At 53.8% G+C, this 17,451-nt stretch carries 13 protein-coding genes; 11 read left to right on the top strand and 2 right to left on the bottom strand.

Annotated features, from left to right (window positions below):
- Nucleotides 1-181 precede the first annotated feature (181 nt).
- From NST43_RS10525 to NST43_RS10560, 8 genes are all read left to right on the top strand, one after another.
- The gene (locus NST43_RS10525; protein WP_339224278.1) at nt 182-1,222 is read left to right on the top strand and encodes an ABC transporter substrate-binding protein; all 1,041 of its coding nucleotides are present in this window, start codon (nt 182-184) and stop codon (nt 1,220-1,222) included.
- Nucleotides 1,223-1,295: 73 nt separating this feature from the next.
- Nucleotides 1,296-2,819, top strand: a complete 1,524-nt coding sequence (locus NST43_RS10530) for a sugar ABC transporter ATP-binding protein (RefSeq protein WP_339224279.1) — start codon at nt 1,296-1,298, stop codon at nt 2,817-2,819.
- A gap of 7 nt (nt 2,820-2,826) precedes the next feature.
- On the top strand, nt 2,827-3,867 hold the full coding sequence (locus NST43_RS10535; protein WP_339224281.1) for an ABC transporter permease: 1,041 nt from the start codon (nt 2,827-2,829) through the stop codon (nt 3,865-3,867).
- On the top strand, nt 3,857-4,825 hold the full coding sequence (gene yjfF / locus NST43_RS10540) for a galactofuranose ABC transporter, permease protein YjfF (RefSeq protein WP_339224283.1): 969 nt from the start codon (nt 3,857-3,859) through the stop codon (nt 4,823-4,825). The genes NST43_RS10535 and yjfF overlap by 11 nt, the downstream gene beginning before the upstream one ends.
- Before the next feature lie 189 nt (nt 4,826-5,014).
- The gene (locus tag NST43_RS10545; protein ID WP_339224285.1) at nt 5,015-6,073 is read left to right on the top strand and encodes an ABC transporter substrate-binding protein; all 1,059 of its coding nucleotides are present in this window, start codon (nt 5,015-5,017) and stop codon (nt 6,071-6,073) included.
- 204 nt (nt 6,074-6,277) lie between these two features.
- Nucleotides 6,278-8,200, top strand: coding sequence for a carbohydrate-binding protein (locus tag NST43_RS10550; RefSeq protein WP_339224287.1), 1,923 nt, complete (start codon nt 6,278-6,280; stop codon nt 8,198-8,200).
- Nucleotides 8,201-8,370: 170 nt separating this feature from the next.
- On the top strand, nt 8,371-9,891 hold the full coding sequence (locus tag NST43_RS10555) for a glycoside hydrolase 43 family protein (protein WP_339225390.1): 1,521 nt from the start codon (nt 8,371-8,373) through the stop codon (nt 9,889-9,891).
- 44 nt (nt 9,892-9,935) lie between these two features.
- Entirely contained in the window at nt 9,936-11,018 is a 1,083-nt protein-coding gene (locus NST43_RS10560; protein WP_339224289.1) for an endo-1,4-beta-xylanase, read from the top strand.
- Nucleotides 11,019-11,474: 456 nt separating this feature from the next.
- Here NST43_RS10560 and NST43_RS10565 read toward each other — a convergent pair whose 3' ends face one another.
- Complete coding sequence (locus NST43_RS10565) at nt 11,475-12,668, bottom strand: IS256 family transposase (protein ID WP_339220167.1); 1,194 nt, start codon at nt 12,666-12,668, stop codon at nt 11,475-11,477.
- A gap of 588 nt (nt 12,669-13,256) precedes the next feature.
- On the opposite strand from NST43_RS10565, the gene NST43_RS10570 reads away from it, so the two are divergent.
- The gene (locus NST43_RS10570) at nt 13,257-13,937 is read left to right on the top strand and encodes a hypothetical protein (protein WP_339224290.1); all 681 of its coding nucleotides are present in this window, start codon (nt 13,257-13,259) and stop codon (nt 13,935-13,937) included.
- A gap of 377 nt (nt 13,938-14,314) precedes the next feature.
- Here the strand turns inward: NST43_RS10570 and NST43_RS10575 are convergent, their stop codons facing one another.
- The gene (locus NST43_RS10575; protein WP_339224291.1) at nt 14,315-15,151 is read right to left on the bottom strand and encodes an AraC family transcriptional regulator; all 837 of its coding nucleotides are present in this window, start codon (nt 15,149-15,151) and stop codon (nt 14,315-14,317) included.
- Nucleotides 15,152-15,526: 375 nt separating this feature from the next.
- Between NST43_RS10575 and NST43_RS10580 the strand changes: the two genes are divergently transcribed.
- Together NST43_RS10580 and NST43_RS10585 are read left to right on the top strand one after the other, a co-directional pair.
- Nucleotides 15,527-16,510, top strand: a complete 984-nt coding sequence (locus NST43_RS10580) for an ABC transporter permease subunit (protein WP_339224292.1) — start codon at nt 15,527-15,529, stop codon at nt 16,508-16,510.
- Nucleotides 16,511-16,527: 17 nt separating this feature from the next.
- Entirely contained in the window at nt 16,528-17,409 is an 882-nt protein-coding gene (locus NST43_RS10585) for a carbohydrate ABC transporter permease (RefSeq protein ID WP_209992353.1), read from the top strand.
- The last annotated feature ends 42 nt before the right edge of the window (nt 17,410-17,451 follow it).

Genomic DNA, 17,451 nt, shown 5'->3' on the forward strand with positions numbered 1-17,451 from the left:
GCGCAAACAAAATATCCACCTTTTGAATAAAAAAGTACACCAAAATACCTATTCGGAGGGAATAAACCCAAAATTAGAAAGTAAACGCCAAAGGCTGCCCGTATAATGCTCTTCTGTAAGCGTTCTATAATGGGCACAACACCGGAACAAGGTGAACGTCAAGGGGGAGGAATAACGAGATATGAAAAAGCTTGGAAAAGTGGGGGCTGCGCTTGCCCTGACCCTGTCCATGACCCTGTTAGGGGCATGCAGCAGCAATAACGGCGGGAACACGGCGGCGGATGCGGGCAAGACAGACAGTGCAGCAACGAAGGCGCCGGCGGCAAATGCCACCAAAGAGGCCAAGGACATCACGCTCGGCTTCTCGCAGGTCGGGGCGGAGAGCGGCTGGCGCAGCGCGAATACGAAGTCCATTCAGGATTCAGCCAAGGAAGCGGGCTACACGCTGAAATTCTCGGATGCCCAGCAGAAGCAGGAGAATCAGATCAAGGCGCTGCGTTCTTTTATCCAGCAAAAGGTCGATGTCATCTCCTTCTCTCCGGTAGTGGAATCCGGCTGGGATACAGTACTGAAGGAGGCGAAGGCGGCGGGCATCCCGGTCGTTCTGACAGACCGTGCGGTAGATTCCAAGGATACCTCGCTGTATGTTACCTTCCTGGGCTCCGATTTCGTGGAAGAAGGCCGCAAGGCAGGGAAGTGGCTGACCGAGCAGTATAAAGACGCTTCCGAGGACGTTAACATTGTAGAGCTGCAGGGAACTACAGGCTCTGCTCCGGCCAATGACCGGATGGCAGGCTTCGCCGAGACCATTAAGGACAATCCGCACCTCAAGGTCATTGCTTCACAGACCGGCGACTTCACCCGCGCCAAGGGCAAGGAGGTCATGCAGGCCTTCCTGAAGGCCAATAAGAAAATTGATGTACTGTATGCCCATAATGACGATATGGCGCTGGGGGCGATTCAAGCGATTGAAGCAGCAGGCCTGAAGCCGGGCCAGGATATCAAGATTATCTCTGTCGATGCCGTGAAGGACGGAATGCAGGCCGCCAGTGAAGGTAAAATCAACTTCATCGTCGAGTGCAACCCGCTGCTTGGACCTCAGCTGATGCAGGTAGTTAAAGATGTGGTCGACGGCAAGCCGGTAGAGGCCCGGATCGTGACCGAGGAATCGACATTCACTTCCGACCAGGCCAAGGAAGCTTTGCCTAGCCGCCAGTATTAATCAGCAAGTCGGGTAGGACCTTTGCTCCGGCGGTCCTTGAACCGCCGGAGTGGTTGTCTATGGAGAAGAAGGAGTGGATATAGCCTTGAGCACACAGCAGCCCATACTGCAAATGACCCGGATACATAAACGGTTTCCGGGGGTGAAAGCCCTGACAGATGTGAGTCTGCGCCTGTTCCCCGGCGAGGTGCATGCCTTGATGGGCGAGAACGGCGCCGGTAAATCCACCTTGATCAAGGTGTTGACCGGCGTCTATTCGATTGATGAAGGACTTGTGGAGATGGAGGGCACAGCCATCTCTATGCGCAGCCCGCAGGAATCACAGGCCGCTGGCATCAGCACCGTGTATCAGGAGGTGAATCTGTGCCCTAACCTGACCGTGGCCGAGAATATCTTCATCGGCCGGGAGCCGCGGCGGTTCGGCTGCATCCAGTGGAAGCAGATGAACCTGCGGGCAGCGGAGCTGCTCCGGGAACGGATGAATCTGCACATCGACGTCACCCTTCCCCTGCAGAGCTACTCTGTTGCGGTTCAGCAATTGGTTGCCATAGCCAGAGCGCTGAATATCTCGGCGAAGGTGCTGATTCTGGATGAGCCGACCTCAAGCCTCGATCAGAACGAAGTGGATCAGCTGTTCCGTATTATGAGGAAGCTTCAGCAGGAGGGGTTGTCGATCCTGTTTGTAACGCATTTTCTGGACCAGATGTATGAAATCTCCGACCGGGTTACCATTCTGCGCGGCGGTGAGCTGGTCGGTGAATACATGGCTAAGGAGCTAAGCCGCCTGGATCTCGTACTCAAAATGATTGGCAAGGAGCTTGATCTGCTGGATGAGCTCCCAACGCTTGCGGCACAGGACAAGAACAGCCTGGGCGATGAGCTGCTGAGGGCGGAAGGGCTGGGCCGCCGGGGCGGAATCGAGCCGTTCGACCTGACGATCCGCAAGGGAGAGGTCGTCGGACTGGCCGGGCTGCTGGGTTCCGGGCGGACGGAGGCGGCACGGCTGTTGTTCGGTGCCGATAAGCCGGACTTCGGACAAGTGATCCTGCCGTCAACTGGCGGCGGGGTGCACTCCCCCCGGGAAGCTATAGGGCGGCGGATCGCCTTTTGCTCGGAGAACCGCAAGACCGAGGGGATCATCGGCGATCTGACGGTAAGAGAGAACATTATTCTGGCGCTCCAGGCCAAGGACGGGATGTTCAAGACGATCCCGCGCAAGCGGCAGGAGGAGCTGGCCGGAGAATACATCCGCATGCTGAATATCAACCCTCCCAGCCCGGACCAGCTGATCAAGAACCTCAGCGGCGGCAATCAGCAGAAGGTGCTGCTGGCCCGCTGGCTGCTGACGGAGCCGGAGCTGTTCATCCTCGATGAGCCGACGCGGGGCATCGATATCGGAGCCAAGGCAGAGATTCAGAAGCTGGTGCTGACGCTCTCCCGGCAGGGGATGTCGTTCCTGTTCATCTCCTCGGAGCTGGAGGAGGTGCTGCGGGTCAGCGACCGGATCGCCATTCTGCGCGACCGCCGCAAGGTGAAGGAAATTTCAGAGAAGGACATGAGCCAGCAGCAGATTATGCAGGCGATTGCGGGAGGCTGAATCGATCATGAGCTCAATAATGAAGCATCATTTATTCTGGCCGCTGTGCGTTCTGGCTGCGCTGCTGCTGTTCAACCTGTGTTATTCGCCGGATTTCTTCTCCATCACTGTCCATGACGGGCATTTATACGGCAGCTTGATCGACATACTGAACTTCGGTGCCCCGCTGATCCTCGTAGCTATCGGAATGACGCTGGTAGTGGCTACCAAGGGGATCGACCTGTCAGTCGGTTCCATAGTAGCCATCTCGGGCGCTATCGCCTGCCTGAGTATCAGCAGAGGAGCGGATCAGAACAGTATGGGGCTGATCCTGACCTCGGTGCTGCTGGCCGCAGGCTTGTCCCTGATGCTGGGGGCCTGGAACGGACTGCTGGTCTCCGGGGCCGGGATTCAGCCGATTATTGCCACGCTGATTCTGATGGTTGCGGGAAGGGGCATCGCCCAGCTCATTACCGGCGGACAGATTATTACGGTAACCAGCACCAAGTATGCGTATATCGGGTCCGGTTCACTGGCTGCGCTGCCCTTTTCTATTTTTGTCGTAGCGCTGGTTCTGGTGATCGCTCTGCTGCTTACCCGGCGGACGGCCCTCGGCCTGTTCATCGAATCGGTGGGCTGTAATCCGTCCGCCAGCAAGATGTCCGGCATCCGTGCCCACTTAGTTATTCTGGCTGTCTATGTGTTCTGCGGCCTATGCGCCGGCATCGCAGGCCTGCTGCTCAGCTCGAATGTCTCCAGCGCTGACGGCAACAATGCCGGTCTCTGGTATGAGCTGGACGCTATTTTGGCCGTGGTCATCGGCGGGACGTCGCTGAACGGCGGCCGCTTCTATCTGACCGGCACCGTGATCGGAGCGCTGATTATCCAGACGCTGACCACCACCATCTATATGATTGGCGTGCCGCCGGAGATTACGCTGGTTGTTAAGGCCTGTGTCGTCCTGGCCGTCTGCCTGATCCAGTCGGACACCTTCCGCGCCGCGATTGCCGCCCGCTGGAAGTCGCGGCATTACCCTGCTGAGAAGGAGATGAGCCGTCATGCCTCTTAACCGCAAGTATATTCCGATCGTAGTCACCATTCTGCTGTTCATCGTCATGTTTACCGCCGGTTCCTTCCGGTACACTGGCTTCTTCTCCCTACAGGTGCTGATGAATCTGCTGGTGGACAATGCCTTTCTGCTAATCACGGCAGTGGGCATGTCATTTGTTATTCTGTCCGGCGGCATCGATCTGTCGGTCGGCTCGGTGATTGCGTTATCCACAATGGTCTCGGCGAGCCTTGTACAGCAGCAGGGCTGGCCGCCCGCCGTGGTCATCCCGCTTGTACTCCTGATGGGTGCCGTATTCGGTACGGTCATGGGAGCGATTATTCATTATTTCTCCATCCAGCCGTTCATCGTCACACTGGCCGGAATGTTCCTGGCCCGGGGCTTATGCTATGTCATCAGCATCGATACTATTACCATCGATAACACCTTCTACACCGCCATGGCCCAGACGCGAATTCCGCTGCCGGGCGGCAGCTTCCTCTCCATCAGCGCGGTTATCGCCATACTTGTCGTAGCCGCCGCTATCTTCACGGCCCACTATACCCGGTTCGGGCGCAATGTGTATGCACTTGGGGGCAACGAGCAATCGGCGCTGCTGATGGGGCTGCCCGTAGCGAGAACCAAGGTGCTGGTCTATACGCTTAGCGGACTATGCTCGGCGCTGGCAGGTGTGGTGTTCACCTTTTACATGCTGTCGGGGTACGGGCTGCATGCCGTCGGCTTCGAGCTGGACACGATTGCGGCTGTCGTTATTGGCGGCACGCTGCTGACCGGAGGGGTCGGATATGTGCTGGGCACCTTCTTCGGGGTACTGATTCAGGGCGTGATTCAGACGATTATCAGCTTCGAGGGTACACTCAGCTCCTGGTGGACCAAGATCGTCATCGGCCTGCTGCTGTTCGTCTTCATCCTGCTGCAGCGGGTGCTAAGCTCCAGGCGGCTGACCTTAAAAGAATAAGCACGGCGCATGGAGAGACAAATTACACTTGTCTCTCCATTTTTTTGGAATATAAGAATGTATATGTTTCACACTATAAATTATCCTTCTATTTCTCGCCGAAACGAATGCCGTCCTTTAAAAGGATGGCAAAGCCGTTTCCACTTGCTATATAATTGTAATCGCTATCATACGGAAGGGGGGATCTGCTTGCGATCGGTAAAAGAGTGCCTGGTGCTGCTGTTCTTCGTCCTAACACTTATGCTGCTGGGAGGCTGCACGGGTGGCGGGAATAACAGCGGGCCACAAGCGCTGCTTAAGCAGGGGCCTTCTCCTGCGGCCCTTACAGGCCTGCTGCCACCCGCAGCAGAGATTGCCGCAGACAAGCCGGCCCGGCTGGGCTTCTCCCAGCTCGGGTCGGAGAGCACCTGGCGGGAAGCGAACACCGCATCGATCCGCGAAGCCGCCGGGGAGGCGGGGATTACGCTGCTGCTGAAGAACGCTGAGCAGGATCAGCAGCAGCAGTTCGAGGCCATCCGCTCTTTTATCCGCAGCGGGGTCGATGTGATCGCCATTGCGCCTGTGGTGCAGACCGGCTGGGAGCCAATTCTGCTGGAGATTAAGCAGGCCGGAATTCCGGTGATTATCCTGGACCGTTCAGTGAATGTACCGGACAGCTCGCTCTATGTCACGTTCATCGGCTCTGACTTCTACGAAGAAGGGGTGAAGGCGGCCAAGTATGTGAGGGACAAGATGCGCCATCACAGCGAAGAGATCCGCATTGCCGAATTGCAGGGAACCGTAGGCTCAACGCCGTCCATCGACCGCGGGCGCGGGTTCCGCAAGCTGATCGCGGATCAGCCGAACCTGCGGATTACCCTGAGCGCCCCGGCGGATTTCACGCGCAGCGGTGGTCATGAGGTGATGAAGGCCTTCCTGCAGCAGCCGAAGGAGAAGTGGCCCCGCGTACTCTATTCCCACAATGACGATATGGCGATCGGCGCGGTAGAGGCCATTAAGGAGGCCGGGCTTGTGCCGGGGGAGGATATAATCATTGTGTCGGTGGACGGGACGCGGCGGGCATTCGAGCAGATGGTGGCGGGAAGCATCAACGCGGTGGTCGAATGTAATCCGCTGCTCGGGCCTCTGCTCATGCAGGCCGTGAAGGAGATTATGGCCGGCCGGACCCTGCCGAAGCGGATGGTGACCCCGGAGGATATATACACCCAGGAGCTGGCTGTAATAGAGATCAACAACCGCAAATATTAAGACAAAAAAACCAAAAAATTTCAACTTTTCAAACAAAAATCTACATTGTTCATTGGGCAGAAGTATATTAAGATGATCTCGAATAACAAATATTAGTAGATTCATTCAAGTAATTCAATAGGAGGGGAGGATTGTGAGCTTCCGGCATAAGTAACGCATCCGATTGAAAGGGTTTACAAAAAATTGTAATGGAGGAGAATGCCGATGTTCAAAAAGCTCTCGGTGCTTGCGATCACCTTTGTTCTGCTGCTGGGCTGTCTGCCTATGCTGTCTGCTCAGGCGGCAGGGAATGCCACAGCCAAACAGCCGGGAAATTCCAATCCGCTGATGGACCACAAGCTGGGTGCCGATCCCTTCGCATTGACGTATAACGGAAGAGTCTATATCTATATGTCGAGTGATGCCTATGTCTATAACAGCAACGGAACCGTGAAGGATAATGATTTCAGCGCACTGAACAAAATTAATGTCATCTCTTCGGCAGATATGGTGAACTGGACAGACCATGGCGCCATCCCGGTTGCCGGAGCCAATAATGTCAATGGTTCTGCGGGTATTGCCAAATGGGCCTCGCTCTCCTGGGCACCTTCAGCAGCCGTGAAGAAAATCAACGGACAGGACAAGTTCTTCCTGTACTTCGCCAACGGGGCGTCAGGCATCGGGGTACTGACAGCCAACTCTCCGATTGGCCCATGGTCCGATCCGCTCGGTAAAGCGCTGGTGACAGGAAGTACACCGGGAATGTCCGGGGTGACCTGGCTGTTTGACCCGGCGGTGCTGGTCGATGACGACGGTAGCGGCTACCTGTATGCAGGCGGGGGCATCCCCAACACTTCGGACCCGGCATCCATCGCGAGTCCCAAGACAGCCCGCGTGCTGAGACTGGGTGCGGATATGACCAGCATTGTTGGAAGCGCCTCCACTATTGATGCTCCTTATATGTTTGAGGATTCGGGCATCCACAAGTACGGCGGCAAATATTATTACTCGTATTGCTTCAACTTCTCCGGCACGCACCCGGCTGCCTATCCGGCAGGCGAAATCGGGTATATGGTCAGCAACAGTCCGATGGGACCTTTTACGTACACCGGACATTTCCTGAAGAATCCTTACACCTTCTTCGGGGTAGGCGGCAACAACCACCATGCGGTATTTAACTTCAACAACCAATGGTACGTAGTCTATCACGCCCAGACTGTGGCGAAGGCTGTCCTTGGTGACGGCAAAGGCTACCGTTCTCCGCATATCAACAAGCTGGTCCATAATTCGAACGGAACCATCCAGGAGGTTCAGGGAGACATGGCGGGCATTGCCCAGATTGCCAATCTCAATCCGTACACCCGGGTGGAAGCCGAGACGATCGGCTGGAATGCAGGCATTACAACGGAACGTACGCAGGCTGCGGGTGGTCCTGTCAGCAATATGAATGTGACCAATATTAACAATGGAGACTGGGTTGCTGTGGGCAATGCCGATTTCGGCTCCTCCGGCGCTTCCAGCTTCAAGGCGAATGTGGCTTCCGCCACAGGCGGCGGTAAAATCGAAATCCGGCTCGATAGTGCAACCGGCCCGCTGGTCGGCACGCTGAATGTTCCTTCTACAGGAGGAGCGCAGTCCTGGCAGGAAGTACAGACTACGGTCAGCAATGCGACAGGGGTACACAGACTCTATCTGGTCTTCACCGGATCAGGCTCCGGCAATCTGTTCAACTTCGATTACTGGCAGTTCTCTACGGGCGGCGATGGCGGCACGACACCTCCTCCGGTAAGCAAGGTGGAAGCGGAGGACATGACGCTCAGCGGGACCTATGCCGGCAAGATCACTTCCCCTTTCAGCGGAGTGGCGCTGTACGGGAATGATGACGCTGCTGCATTCAATCAATATTATGCCTACGGTACGCATAACTTCTCGGTCCGGGGTGCTTCTAACAATTCCTCTACGGCGCGGGTGGATCTGCTGATCGGCGGTGTGAACGTTGGCTCCTTCAATTTCAGCGGCACAACGCCCTCGGTACAGACGTTGACCAACGTGGCCCACGCCACCGGCAATCAGGAGGTCAAGCTGGTCGTAACCACGGACAATGGAAGCTGGGATGCCTATGTGGATTATATTGAATGGACTCAATGATCGGACAAGCAGGCGGGAGGAGAGATGCTATGGCAAGTAGAAACGGCTTTGGCGTCCTTTTTAAGGAGGGTACCGTTTCAGCGAGAAATAGAAGGATAGGTTATCGTGTGCAACATATAAATTCTTCTATTTTTAAAAAAACAGGGTTGTACCTGCTGGCAATATCGCTCATGCTCGGTATCCTGTTCAATCCTTCTACGGTTGCTGCTGCGACCTTTACCAATCCGTTTATTTATGCCGATGCCCCGGACAATGATGTCATCAGGGTAGGCAATGTGTATTACATGACCAGCACCACCATGCATATGACCCCCGGAGTCCCTATCATGAAGTCCTATGATCTGGTGAACTGGGAGATCGTGAATTATGTCTACGATACGTATGCGAACGGCGATGCACAGAATCTGAACAACGGACAGAATGAGTATGGCAAGGGCTCCTGGGCAAGCAGCATCCGGTACAATAACGGGATCTACTATGTGTCCTTCGGGTCCAACTCAACCGGCCGGACTTATATCTATCAGACGACGAATATTGAAAATGGCCCCTGGACCTCATCGGTCCTGGGCAGCTACTATCACGATGCTTCACTGCTGTTCGACAATGGCCGAGTCTTCCTGGTGTACGGAGTGGATAATATCAGCCTGATTGAGCTGACGGCAGATGCCAAGGCTATCAAGTCCGGCGGGATCAGTCAGGTCATCATCCCGAATTCCAGCAATATCGCCGGTTCGAACTTCATCGTGAAGGCCGAAGGCGCGCATATCCAGAAGATCAACGGCTACTATTATGTGTTCCTGATCTGCTGGCCTTCGGGAAGCGGACGCACCCAATTGACCTACCGCTCTACCAGTTTAACCGGAGGTTATACGGGGCAGGTGTCGCTTAACGACTCGGGCATTGCCCAGGGCGGCATCGTGGACACGCCATCCGGCTCCTGGTATGCGATGCTCTTCAGGGACAGCGGGGCGGTCGGCCGGATGCCGTATCTGGTGCCGGTAACCTGGTCCGGCAACTGGCCGGTTTTTGGAAGCGGGGGCAAGGCGCCGCGGACCCTGAACCTGCCTGCCGAAGGGTATCCGGTGAAGAAGGTATACGCTTCAGACGAGTTCACGGCGCCTTCGAGTGGAAACGGATTAGCCAAAGTCTGGCAGTGGAACCACAACCCCGATAACTCGAAGTGGTCCCTGACCCAGCGCCAAGGCTTCATGCGGCTGACCACCGGCAAGGTAAGCACAAGCCTGCTGGATGCCCGGAACACGCTGACCCAGCGGACGTTCGGACCGAAGAGCACAGGCGTCACGGCCCTGGAGACAGGCGGGATGAAGGACGGGGATGTTGCCGGGCTGGCTGCTTTTCAGGCTAAATACGGCTTCGTCGGCGTGAAAATGTCCGGCAATTCCAAGTCTATTGTGATGGTCAATGCCAGCTCCGGGTCCATGACTCAAGTGGCCAATGTGCCGCTCAGCCAGAACAGAGTCTATCTGAAGGTGGTCTGCGATTTCACTAATCAGACGGATAAGGCGTACTTCTCCTATAGTCTGGACGGCAACAACTGGACATCCATAGGGAATACGCTGCAGATGTCTTATACGCTGCCTCACTTTATGGGCTACCGGTTTGCACTGTTCAATTATGCGACGAAGTCAGCGGGCGGCTATGCTGATTTTGATTATCTGCGTTTGGAATAGCTTGTTTGAATTTCAATCCAATTAGAAGAAGGAGATGTATTCACTTGAAAAATAGAATTAAGAAGGTCGTGGGCGGGCTCGCCTTAGCGAGTGTCCTGCTCACCTCTGTGATGGCAGGCAATGCCAGCGCAGCAATTACCAATGGATCGAAGTTCCTGGGGAATATCATTGCAGGCAGTGCTCCGGGCAACTTCACTACCTACTGGAATCAGGTAACGCCTGAGAACGGCACCAAATGGGGCTCCATCGAAGGCAACCGCAACCAGATGAACTGGAGCAATGCGGACATGATCTATAACTATGCAATTAGCAAAAACATCCCGTTCAAGTTCCATACCCTGGTCTGGGGAAGTCAGGAGCCTAACTGGGTCGCCGGCTTACCGGCATCGGAGCAGAAAGCGGAGATCAGCTCATTCATTGCTCAGGCAGGCCAGCGTTATTCGGCGAAGACTGCTTTCGTGGATGTCGTCAATGAACCGCTTCATGCCAAGCCGTCCTACCGCAATGCCATCGGCGGCGACGGAAGCACCGGCTGGGATTGGGTCATCTGGTCCTTTCAGCAGGCCAGAGCCGCCTTCCCTAACGCCAAGCTGCACATTAATGAATATGGCATTATCGGTGACCCCAGTGCGGCCGACAAGTACGTGAACATTATCAATATCCTGAAATCCAGAGGACTGATCGACGGCATCGGCATTCAGTGCCATCACTTCAATATGGATAACGTCAGCGTCTCTACTATGAATACCGTGCTGAATAAGCTTGCTGCTACAGGCCTGCCTATCTATGTCTCCGAGCTGGATATTACCGGTGATGACAACACCCAGCTTGCCAGATACCAAACGAAATTCCCTGTGCTCTGGAACCATCCTTCCGTTAAGGGCGTAACCCTCTGGGGCTACATCCAGAATCAGACTTGGGCAGCCAATACCCATCTGGTGAATTCTAACGGCACAGAGCGCCCTGCCCTGAAGTGGCTGAAACAATACCTGGGCGGTTCATCAGCCCTGATGGAAACCACCGACGCCCAGGACATCACCGACAGTGTGATCCAGCCTGACAGTGTGGTCGAGCCAGAGCTTCAACTGGATCTCCAGCCGGTGCTGGAAACCGTTCCAGCTGAGTAAGCTGAAGCAGGCCTTCAGCTTAAGGGCTGTTGCCAAAGTGTGAACAAGGCTGTTACTGATACGTGAATATGGCTGCTCCCCATGCGCAGTAAGACGCGCCGGGAGCAGCCTTTTTTTGGTGGGATGCAGTGCGGAAGTGCGTGGGCTGAATGTAGTCGAAAAACCGAACACATTGGGCAGTGCGGAGGCGTGAGGGCCAAATGTGTGTGAAAAACAGAACACACATTGAGCAGGCGCGAGGCGTCCTGGCGGAATGTAAGCGAAAACCGAACAGCAATGAGCAGTGCGGAGGCGCGTGGGCCGAATGTAGACGAAAAACCGAACACATTGGGCAGTGCGGGGTAGCGTCAAGAAGTTTGTGTAAGAGAGTAGAAGTGCCTCCCCCGGGTTACGGGTTGGGATGTAGTGTTTCTGGGGGGAGGGGGAACCCCGACCCCCAGAAACTGGATTCCTCTGCTACGCCTCTTCCGGTGTGGGCAAAGAGGGGTAGCGTGTTTCGAATAGCTCTTTTAGCTTCTTTTTAACGGCATCCATGCCAAAGCCTTGGGCGACCCGCCCTGCATGACGTTCATTGTATTCAAGCATCTCCAGGTACACGATTTTCTCTGCTGCATCCATGTTCGTCAGACTGTTCATCGGTTTCAGGCGCTTGCGGATTTCCTTGTTCATCCGCTCGATGGGGTTCGACGTGTAGATCGCTTTGCGGATCGACTCCGGATACTTGTAGAACGTCAGTAGTGTGGATAACTGTTCCTCCCAGGACCTCATTTCCTTCGGATACAGCTTGTTCCACTTGGCTTTGACCGTATCAAAGTTAGCCCGGGCTACCACTTCATCCGGTGCTGTATATACGGTTTTCAACGCTTCAATGACATCGGTTTTGTGCTCCATCCGGATTTTAGGGAACGTGGCCCGCACTTTATGCACTACGCAATGCTGTACATCCGCCTGAGGATAGGTCTCTTTAAAAGCCGCATCCAGCCCCGGTAGTCCATCAAACACACCCAGCAGTACTTCCTGCGCTCCGCGGTTGTACAGGTCTTTGAGCACTTCTCGCCAGCCATTTGAACTCTCTTGGCCACCCACGTAGAACCCGAGAATTTGACGCTGTCCCTCCTCGTCAATCCCCATCGCAAAGTAGACCACTTCGCCACGAACCGTGCCCCGTTTCAGCTTCACGTAGAGCCCATCCAAGTAGATCACGGAGTACCGTTTGCTCAGTGGCCGTTTCTGCCACTGGTGGATATCGTCAAGCACCGTAGCTGTAATATTGCTGACCGTGGTGGGGGAGTAGTGGCTGCCAAACATACTTTCAATGAACCGGGCCACATCCCGCGTGCCCATGCCCGATTTGTACATTTGGATGACGGCTTCTTCTAACCATCCGTCCCGCCGCTGGTACGGCTCAAACATCTGCGTCTGGAAAAGGCTTTGGCGGTCCCGGGGCACCTGGAGGTCCTCGATATGGCCGTATTTCGTGTGTAAGTCTCGCGTATAGTAGCCGTTGCGACTATTGCTGGCACCTGCTTCTTCACTGTCCATAAACCCCTGGATCTCGGCGCGCAACAAGAGTTCCATGTTGTCTTTCACAAAATCTTTAACAAGTTTTTCAAATAGATTATTCAGAGAACTTTCGGGTAAAATATTCATTGGTAGGGTTCCTCCTTGGTGGTTTCGCAATCCCGAGGATACCCTACTTTTTTGGTGCTTGACTAGGCTCCAAATCTTGGTACACAACTTACTTTACGCCATCCAGTGCGGAGGCGCGTGGACCAAATGTAGGCGAAAAACCGAACACATTGGGCAGTGCGGAGGCGTGAGGGCCAAATGTGTGTGAAAAACAGAACACATTGAGCAGGCGCGAGGTGTGCGGGCGGAATGTAAGCGAAAAACCGAACACATTGGGTAGTGCGGAGGCGTGAGGGCCAATGTAGGCGAAAAACCGAACACATTGGGCAGGCGCGGGTAGCGTGGACCAAATGTAAGCGAAAAACCGCACACATTGGGCAGTGCGGAGGGGGAGGGCCAAATGTGTGTGAAAAACCGAACACAATGTGCGTGTGCAGTCGGACCGGAAGGCTCCTTGTGATCTTTATCTTGCGTTCGCTGACCAAAAGTGGCACACTAGTGATAGATACATCAAACGTGGCAAAGAATGCCCCGCTCCCTTCTCTTGTAGAAGGAGGCGGGGTTTTGTGCGTTTAGAGATTAATCTCATTGCAGAGCGGGGGAATTAGAGTGGGATTTACAGAAGAACATGACCAGTGGTTAAGCAAGCATTTGAAACGAAGAAAGGGGGAGCGGCTTGATGCACTTAAGCGGGGGCATAGCTACGGTAACCGCTTATTCGTTAAATGTGTGTGGTGGCCACTTATCGGACATTTTCACGGACTCCATCCGGAATATGAAGTTAAGGACTGGCGCGGTAGATCCTATTTTATCGATTTACTGTGGAAGGTTGGTTCCTCGCGTATTGCATTTGAGATTATGGATTACGGATCGCATGGTACAGACCGGAGCAAATACCGGATGGACTTGAATCGCGGTCTCTTCCTGCAATCACAGGATTACATGGTTCTCTATATCTCGTTGGATGAGATGAAAGAGAATCCGTCTTTTGTTCTCTCCACACTGCGGAACGTTCTGTCTCCTTATTTGTTGGCAGGAACTGCTAACAGAAGCACAGAGAAATCCTATTCCAGAATTGAACGGGATTTGATGAGGTTAGCTATCCGTAACTATCGTGTCCTTCGTCCCGTTGATGCTGCGAGAGAGCTTGAATTACATAAAACGACAGTTATTAAATACAGCCATATGCTGGTGGATAAAGGTAAATTCCGCCCAGTAGCGAGAGGGAAATCTCCAAGAGTTACATACTACGAATATATAGGTACCATTCAAAGCCCAGATTTGGTCTGAAGAATCATACGACCTAGAGTGTATACGAAAAACCGAATACAATGAGCTGGCGGCGAGCGTGCGTGTACCCAATGTAGTCGAAAAACCGAACACATTGGGCTCTGCGAGGGCGTCCGGTCCAAATGTAAGCGAAAAACCGAACACATTGGTTAGTGCGGAGGCGCGTGGATCAAATGTAGTCGAAAAACCGAACATATTGAGCAGGCGCGAGGCGCGTGGATCAAATGTAGTCGAAAAACCGAACACATTGGGCAGACGCGAGTTGTGCAATTGGCCAATTGTATACCAAATAACGAACGCCAGCACCAGGACCAGCATGGCTCACTCGCCCAGGCAAATTATCCGCGCGCCGCCCAGGCGTCCTCATGTCTCCCACCTCACCCCCCACCCTCACCCGCCGAAGGAAGAGACAGCGTCCCCTCCCTATACACCTTCCTGTACTGTGACGGCGTGTAAGAAGTAACCTTCTTGAAAATCTTCGAGAAGTACAGCGGGTCATGATAACCCACCGAGTAGGATAAGGACTTAATGGATAAGCGGGATTCCGCCAGCAGCTCGCAGGCCCGCCGGATGCGCACGGTGGTCAGGTAGCCGGAGATGGAGGTGCCTGTCTTTTTTTTGAACAGCCGGAACAGGTAACTGCGCTCAATAGTCACATATTCCACCACATCCAGCACCGACAAGGAAGACTTCCAATAGTTACTCTCAATATAGGCCTTCGCTGACCCTACATAGTCCTTCTTGAGACTGGCCTGCTCGCTCGGATAATACTCCATATAGTAGGACAGCAGCAGATGAAGCACCGCATCCGACCGCTCCCGTGCATACGGCTCCAGCTGATTACTCTTGACCTGATCGAACATAGCCCTGAAATCCTGCGGGGCGGCCGTTACAACGGGCTGGTCCGGTGAGATATGAATCATGGTAAGTAAGCGCAAGGCCTCCGCCCCGCTGAACTCAATCCAGCAATACGCCCACGGGTCCTGCGGATCAGGATAGTAATACACCTCCGTCTGCGGAAAAATCATAAAGCTCTCGCCCGTCTCCACAGGGTGCACCGTCTGGCCGGTCTTCAAGTAACCTCTGCCGCTTACGATATAATGCAGCGCATATACATCCCGGACGCCGGGTCCCCATCTATGCAGATTGGGGGGCTTGTACCCGTTCCCTTTTACCATTGGACCCTCGCCAAGTCCGTATTCCTTAGAGTTCATAGTTGGCACCTATATCCTTCATCTTAGAACTTCTGTTATAAGAAGCACTAATGAAATTAACGAAAAGCAAAAAGAAGCGTAGGGGAAATTTGGAACTGTAGGAGCGTTAGCGATCGCCTTTGTATTTGGATTTCTACCACTAGGAGAGGTTATAATCGGGAAATCCTAATACAACAGCGGCCGGAAGTCCAAATGTTCACCGCAGTGACGGCCAAGCTTCGAGTTCAAATCTTAAGTCTGTCTTCTATACTATATGACGAATACAACAAATAAACAAAGGAAGCGTATTCAAAAATGACAACGCTTTCTTAAGAATGTTGGCTTACGCCATCCCCGGGCTTGCAGGTAAACTAAAGGTACGAGGGAGGAGCGCATATGGAATTGGAAACACAGCCAAAAAGTCCCGGAACCGGCGGCGGCCGGCGGTCATTTTTATGGAAGCGGTTTAAAAAACAGAAAGTACTGCATTTGTTCGTCGGGCTAGGCATGATCTATCTGCTGATCTTCGCGTATACTCCGATGTTCGGCATTCTGATGGCGTTCAAGGATTACAGCATCTCCGGCGGCATCAAAGGGATCTTCACTAGCGATTGGGTCGGGCTAAGGTATTTCGATGAATTTGTCCATGACTATCAATTCGGCAAGCTGGTCCGCAACACGCTGGTCCTTAGTCTGCTGAAGGTCATCTTCGCCTTCCCGGCGCCGATTCTGCTGGCGATTATGCTGAATGAAGTGAAGCATATGGCCTTCAAGCGGTTTGTACAGACGATCAGCTATCTGCCGCATTTTATCTCCTGGGTGGTCGTGGTTGGCGTATCCTATGCCTTCCTGTCCGCCGATGTCGGTGTGGTCAATAAGGCGCTGATGGCGATGGGCTTCACGGATGAGCCGCTGGCCTTCCTGACCAGTCCGAATTACTTTTGGGGGCTGGCGGTAGGGAGTGCGGTGTGGAAGGAGATGGGCTGGTGGACGATTATTTTTCTGGCGGCGATATCGGGAATCAGTCCTTCCCTCTATGAGGCTGCTGAGATTGACGGTGCCGGAAGGCTGGCGCGTATCCGTTATATCACCCTGCCGGGGATGAAGGGAACCATCGTTGTTGTACTGGTGCTGACCATCGGAAGTATTCTCGGCGGCGGCCTGGTAGGCTCCAACTTCGAGCAGGCTTACCTGCTCGGCAACAGTATCAATAATCCAACCTCTGAGATTGTCCAGACCTACGCATTCAGGGTGGGATTAAGCGACGGGCGGTTCTCCTATGCAGCGGCGATAGATTTAATACAATCGGTGATTTCGGTAGCGCTGATATTCTCTAGTAACTTTATTGCCAAACGGGTGTCAGGCTCAAGTCTATTTTAGAGAGAGGAGGAAAGGCTGTGCTGAAGAGTCAGCGGCAGAAGGATTTTGTTTTTGACAGCGTGATCTATGTGGTATTGTTCATTATTATGCTCACGATGCTGTATCCGTTCTATTATGTGTTAATTGCTTCCTTCAATAAAGGCTCGGACTCGCTGCTGGGCGGTGTGTATCTGTGGCCCCGGAACTTTACCCTGGAGAATTACCGGGTGTTCATGGATGATCCCAAGTGGGTGAAGGCGTTCCTGATCTCCGTACTGCGGACGGTTTCCGGCACCCTACTTGGACTGCTGCTCACCAGCATCGTCGCTTACGGCCTGTCCCATCGTGATCTGTTATTCAGCAAGGTCTATTTCACAGTGATCGTATTCGCTATGTACTTCTCCGGCGGACTGATCCCTTATTATGTAGTCCTGCGTTCACTAGGCTTGTTAAATTCCTTTGCGGTGTACATCATCCCGTCCATGCTCAGCACGTTCTTCCTGCTCATTGCGATCTCATTCTTCCGTGAAATTCCCGCTGAGCTAAAAGAATCTGCGCATATAGACGGGGCCGGTGAGCTTACGATATTCTTCCGCATCATCCTGCCGGTCTCAACGCCGGTGCTGGCAACTATGGCCTTGTTCATGGGGGTCGGGCAATGGAATTCCTGGCTGGATTCGGCTTATTTCGTCCAGTCCGAGGAACTGCGTACGCTGGCCTTCCGCATGATGGAGGTCATCAACAAGAGCAACTCTCCAATGGATTCGCTGGCGGTAGCCAACAGTGCCTCGGCGGGTGTGACCAGCTTCTCCTTACAGGTCACTTCGATGGTCGTTTCTATTGTTCCCATTATCTGTGTGTACCCGTTCCTGCAGAAGTATTTCGTACATGGCATCATGCTGGGTTCGGTAAAAGGCTAGGCCAGTGCTTCAGTGTTCAAATGTTCCATTGCTCATACAGCT

Source organism: Paenibacillus sp. FSL H8-0332, from assembly GCF_037963835.1.
GTDB classification, from domain to species: Bacteria; Bacillota; Bacilli; order Paenibacillales; family Paenibacillaceae; genus Paenibacillus_AQ; species Paenibacillus_AQ rhizoplanae.

Bases quoted from the DNA above. Each gene is read 5' to 3' on its own strand.
- yjfF (WP_339224283.1), top strand. From the start codon at position 3,857: ATGCCTCTTAACCGCAAGTATATTCCGATCGTAGTCACCATTCTGCTG.
- NST43_RS10565 (WP_339220167.1), bottom strand. From the start codon at position 12,668: ATGAATATTTTACCCGAAAGTTCTCTGAATAATCTATTTGAAAAACTT.
- NST43_RS10555 (WP_339225390.1), top strand. From the start codon at position 8,371: ATGCTCGGTATCCTGTTCAATCCTTCTACGGTTGCTGCTGCGACCTTT.
- NST43_RS10550 (WP_339224287.1), top strand. From the start codon at position 6,278: ATGTTCAAAAAGCTCTCGGTGCTTGCGATCACCTTTGTTCTGCTGCTG.
- NST43_RS10525 (WP_339224278.1), top strand. From the start codon at position 182: ATGAAAAAGCTTGGAAAAGTGGGGGCTGCGCTTGCCCTGACCCTGTCC.
- NST43_RS10575 (WP_339224291.1), bottom strand. From the start codon at position 15,151: ATGAACTCTAAGGAATACGGACTTGGCGAGGGTCCAATGGTAAAAGGG.
- NST43_RS10580 (WP_339224292.1), top strand. From the start codon at position 15,527: ATGGAATTGGAAACACAGCCAAAAAGTCCCGGAACCGGCGGCGGCCGG.
- NST43_RS10535 (WP_339224281.1), top strand. From the start codon at position 2,827: ATGAGCTCAATAATGAAGCATCATTTATTCTGGCCGCTGTGCGTTCTG.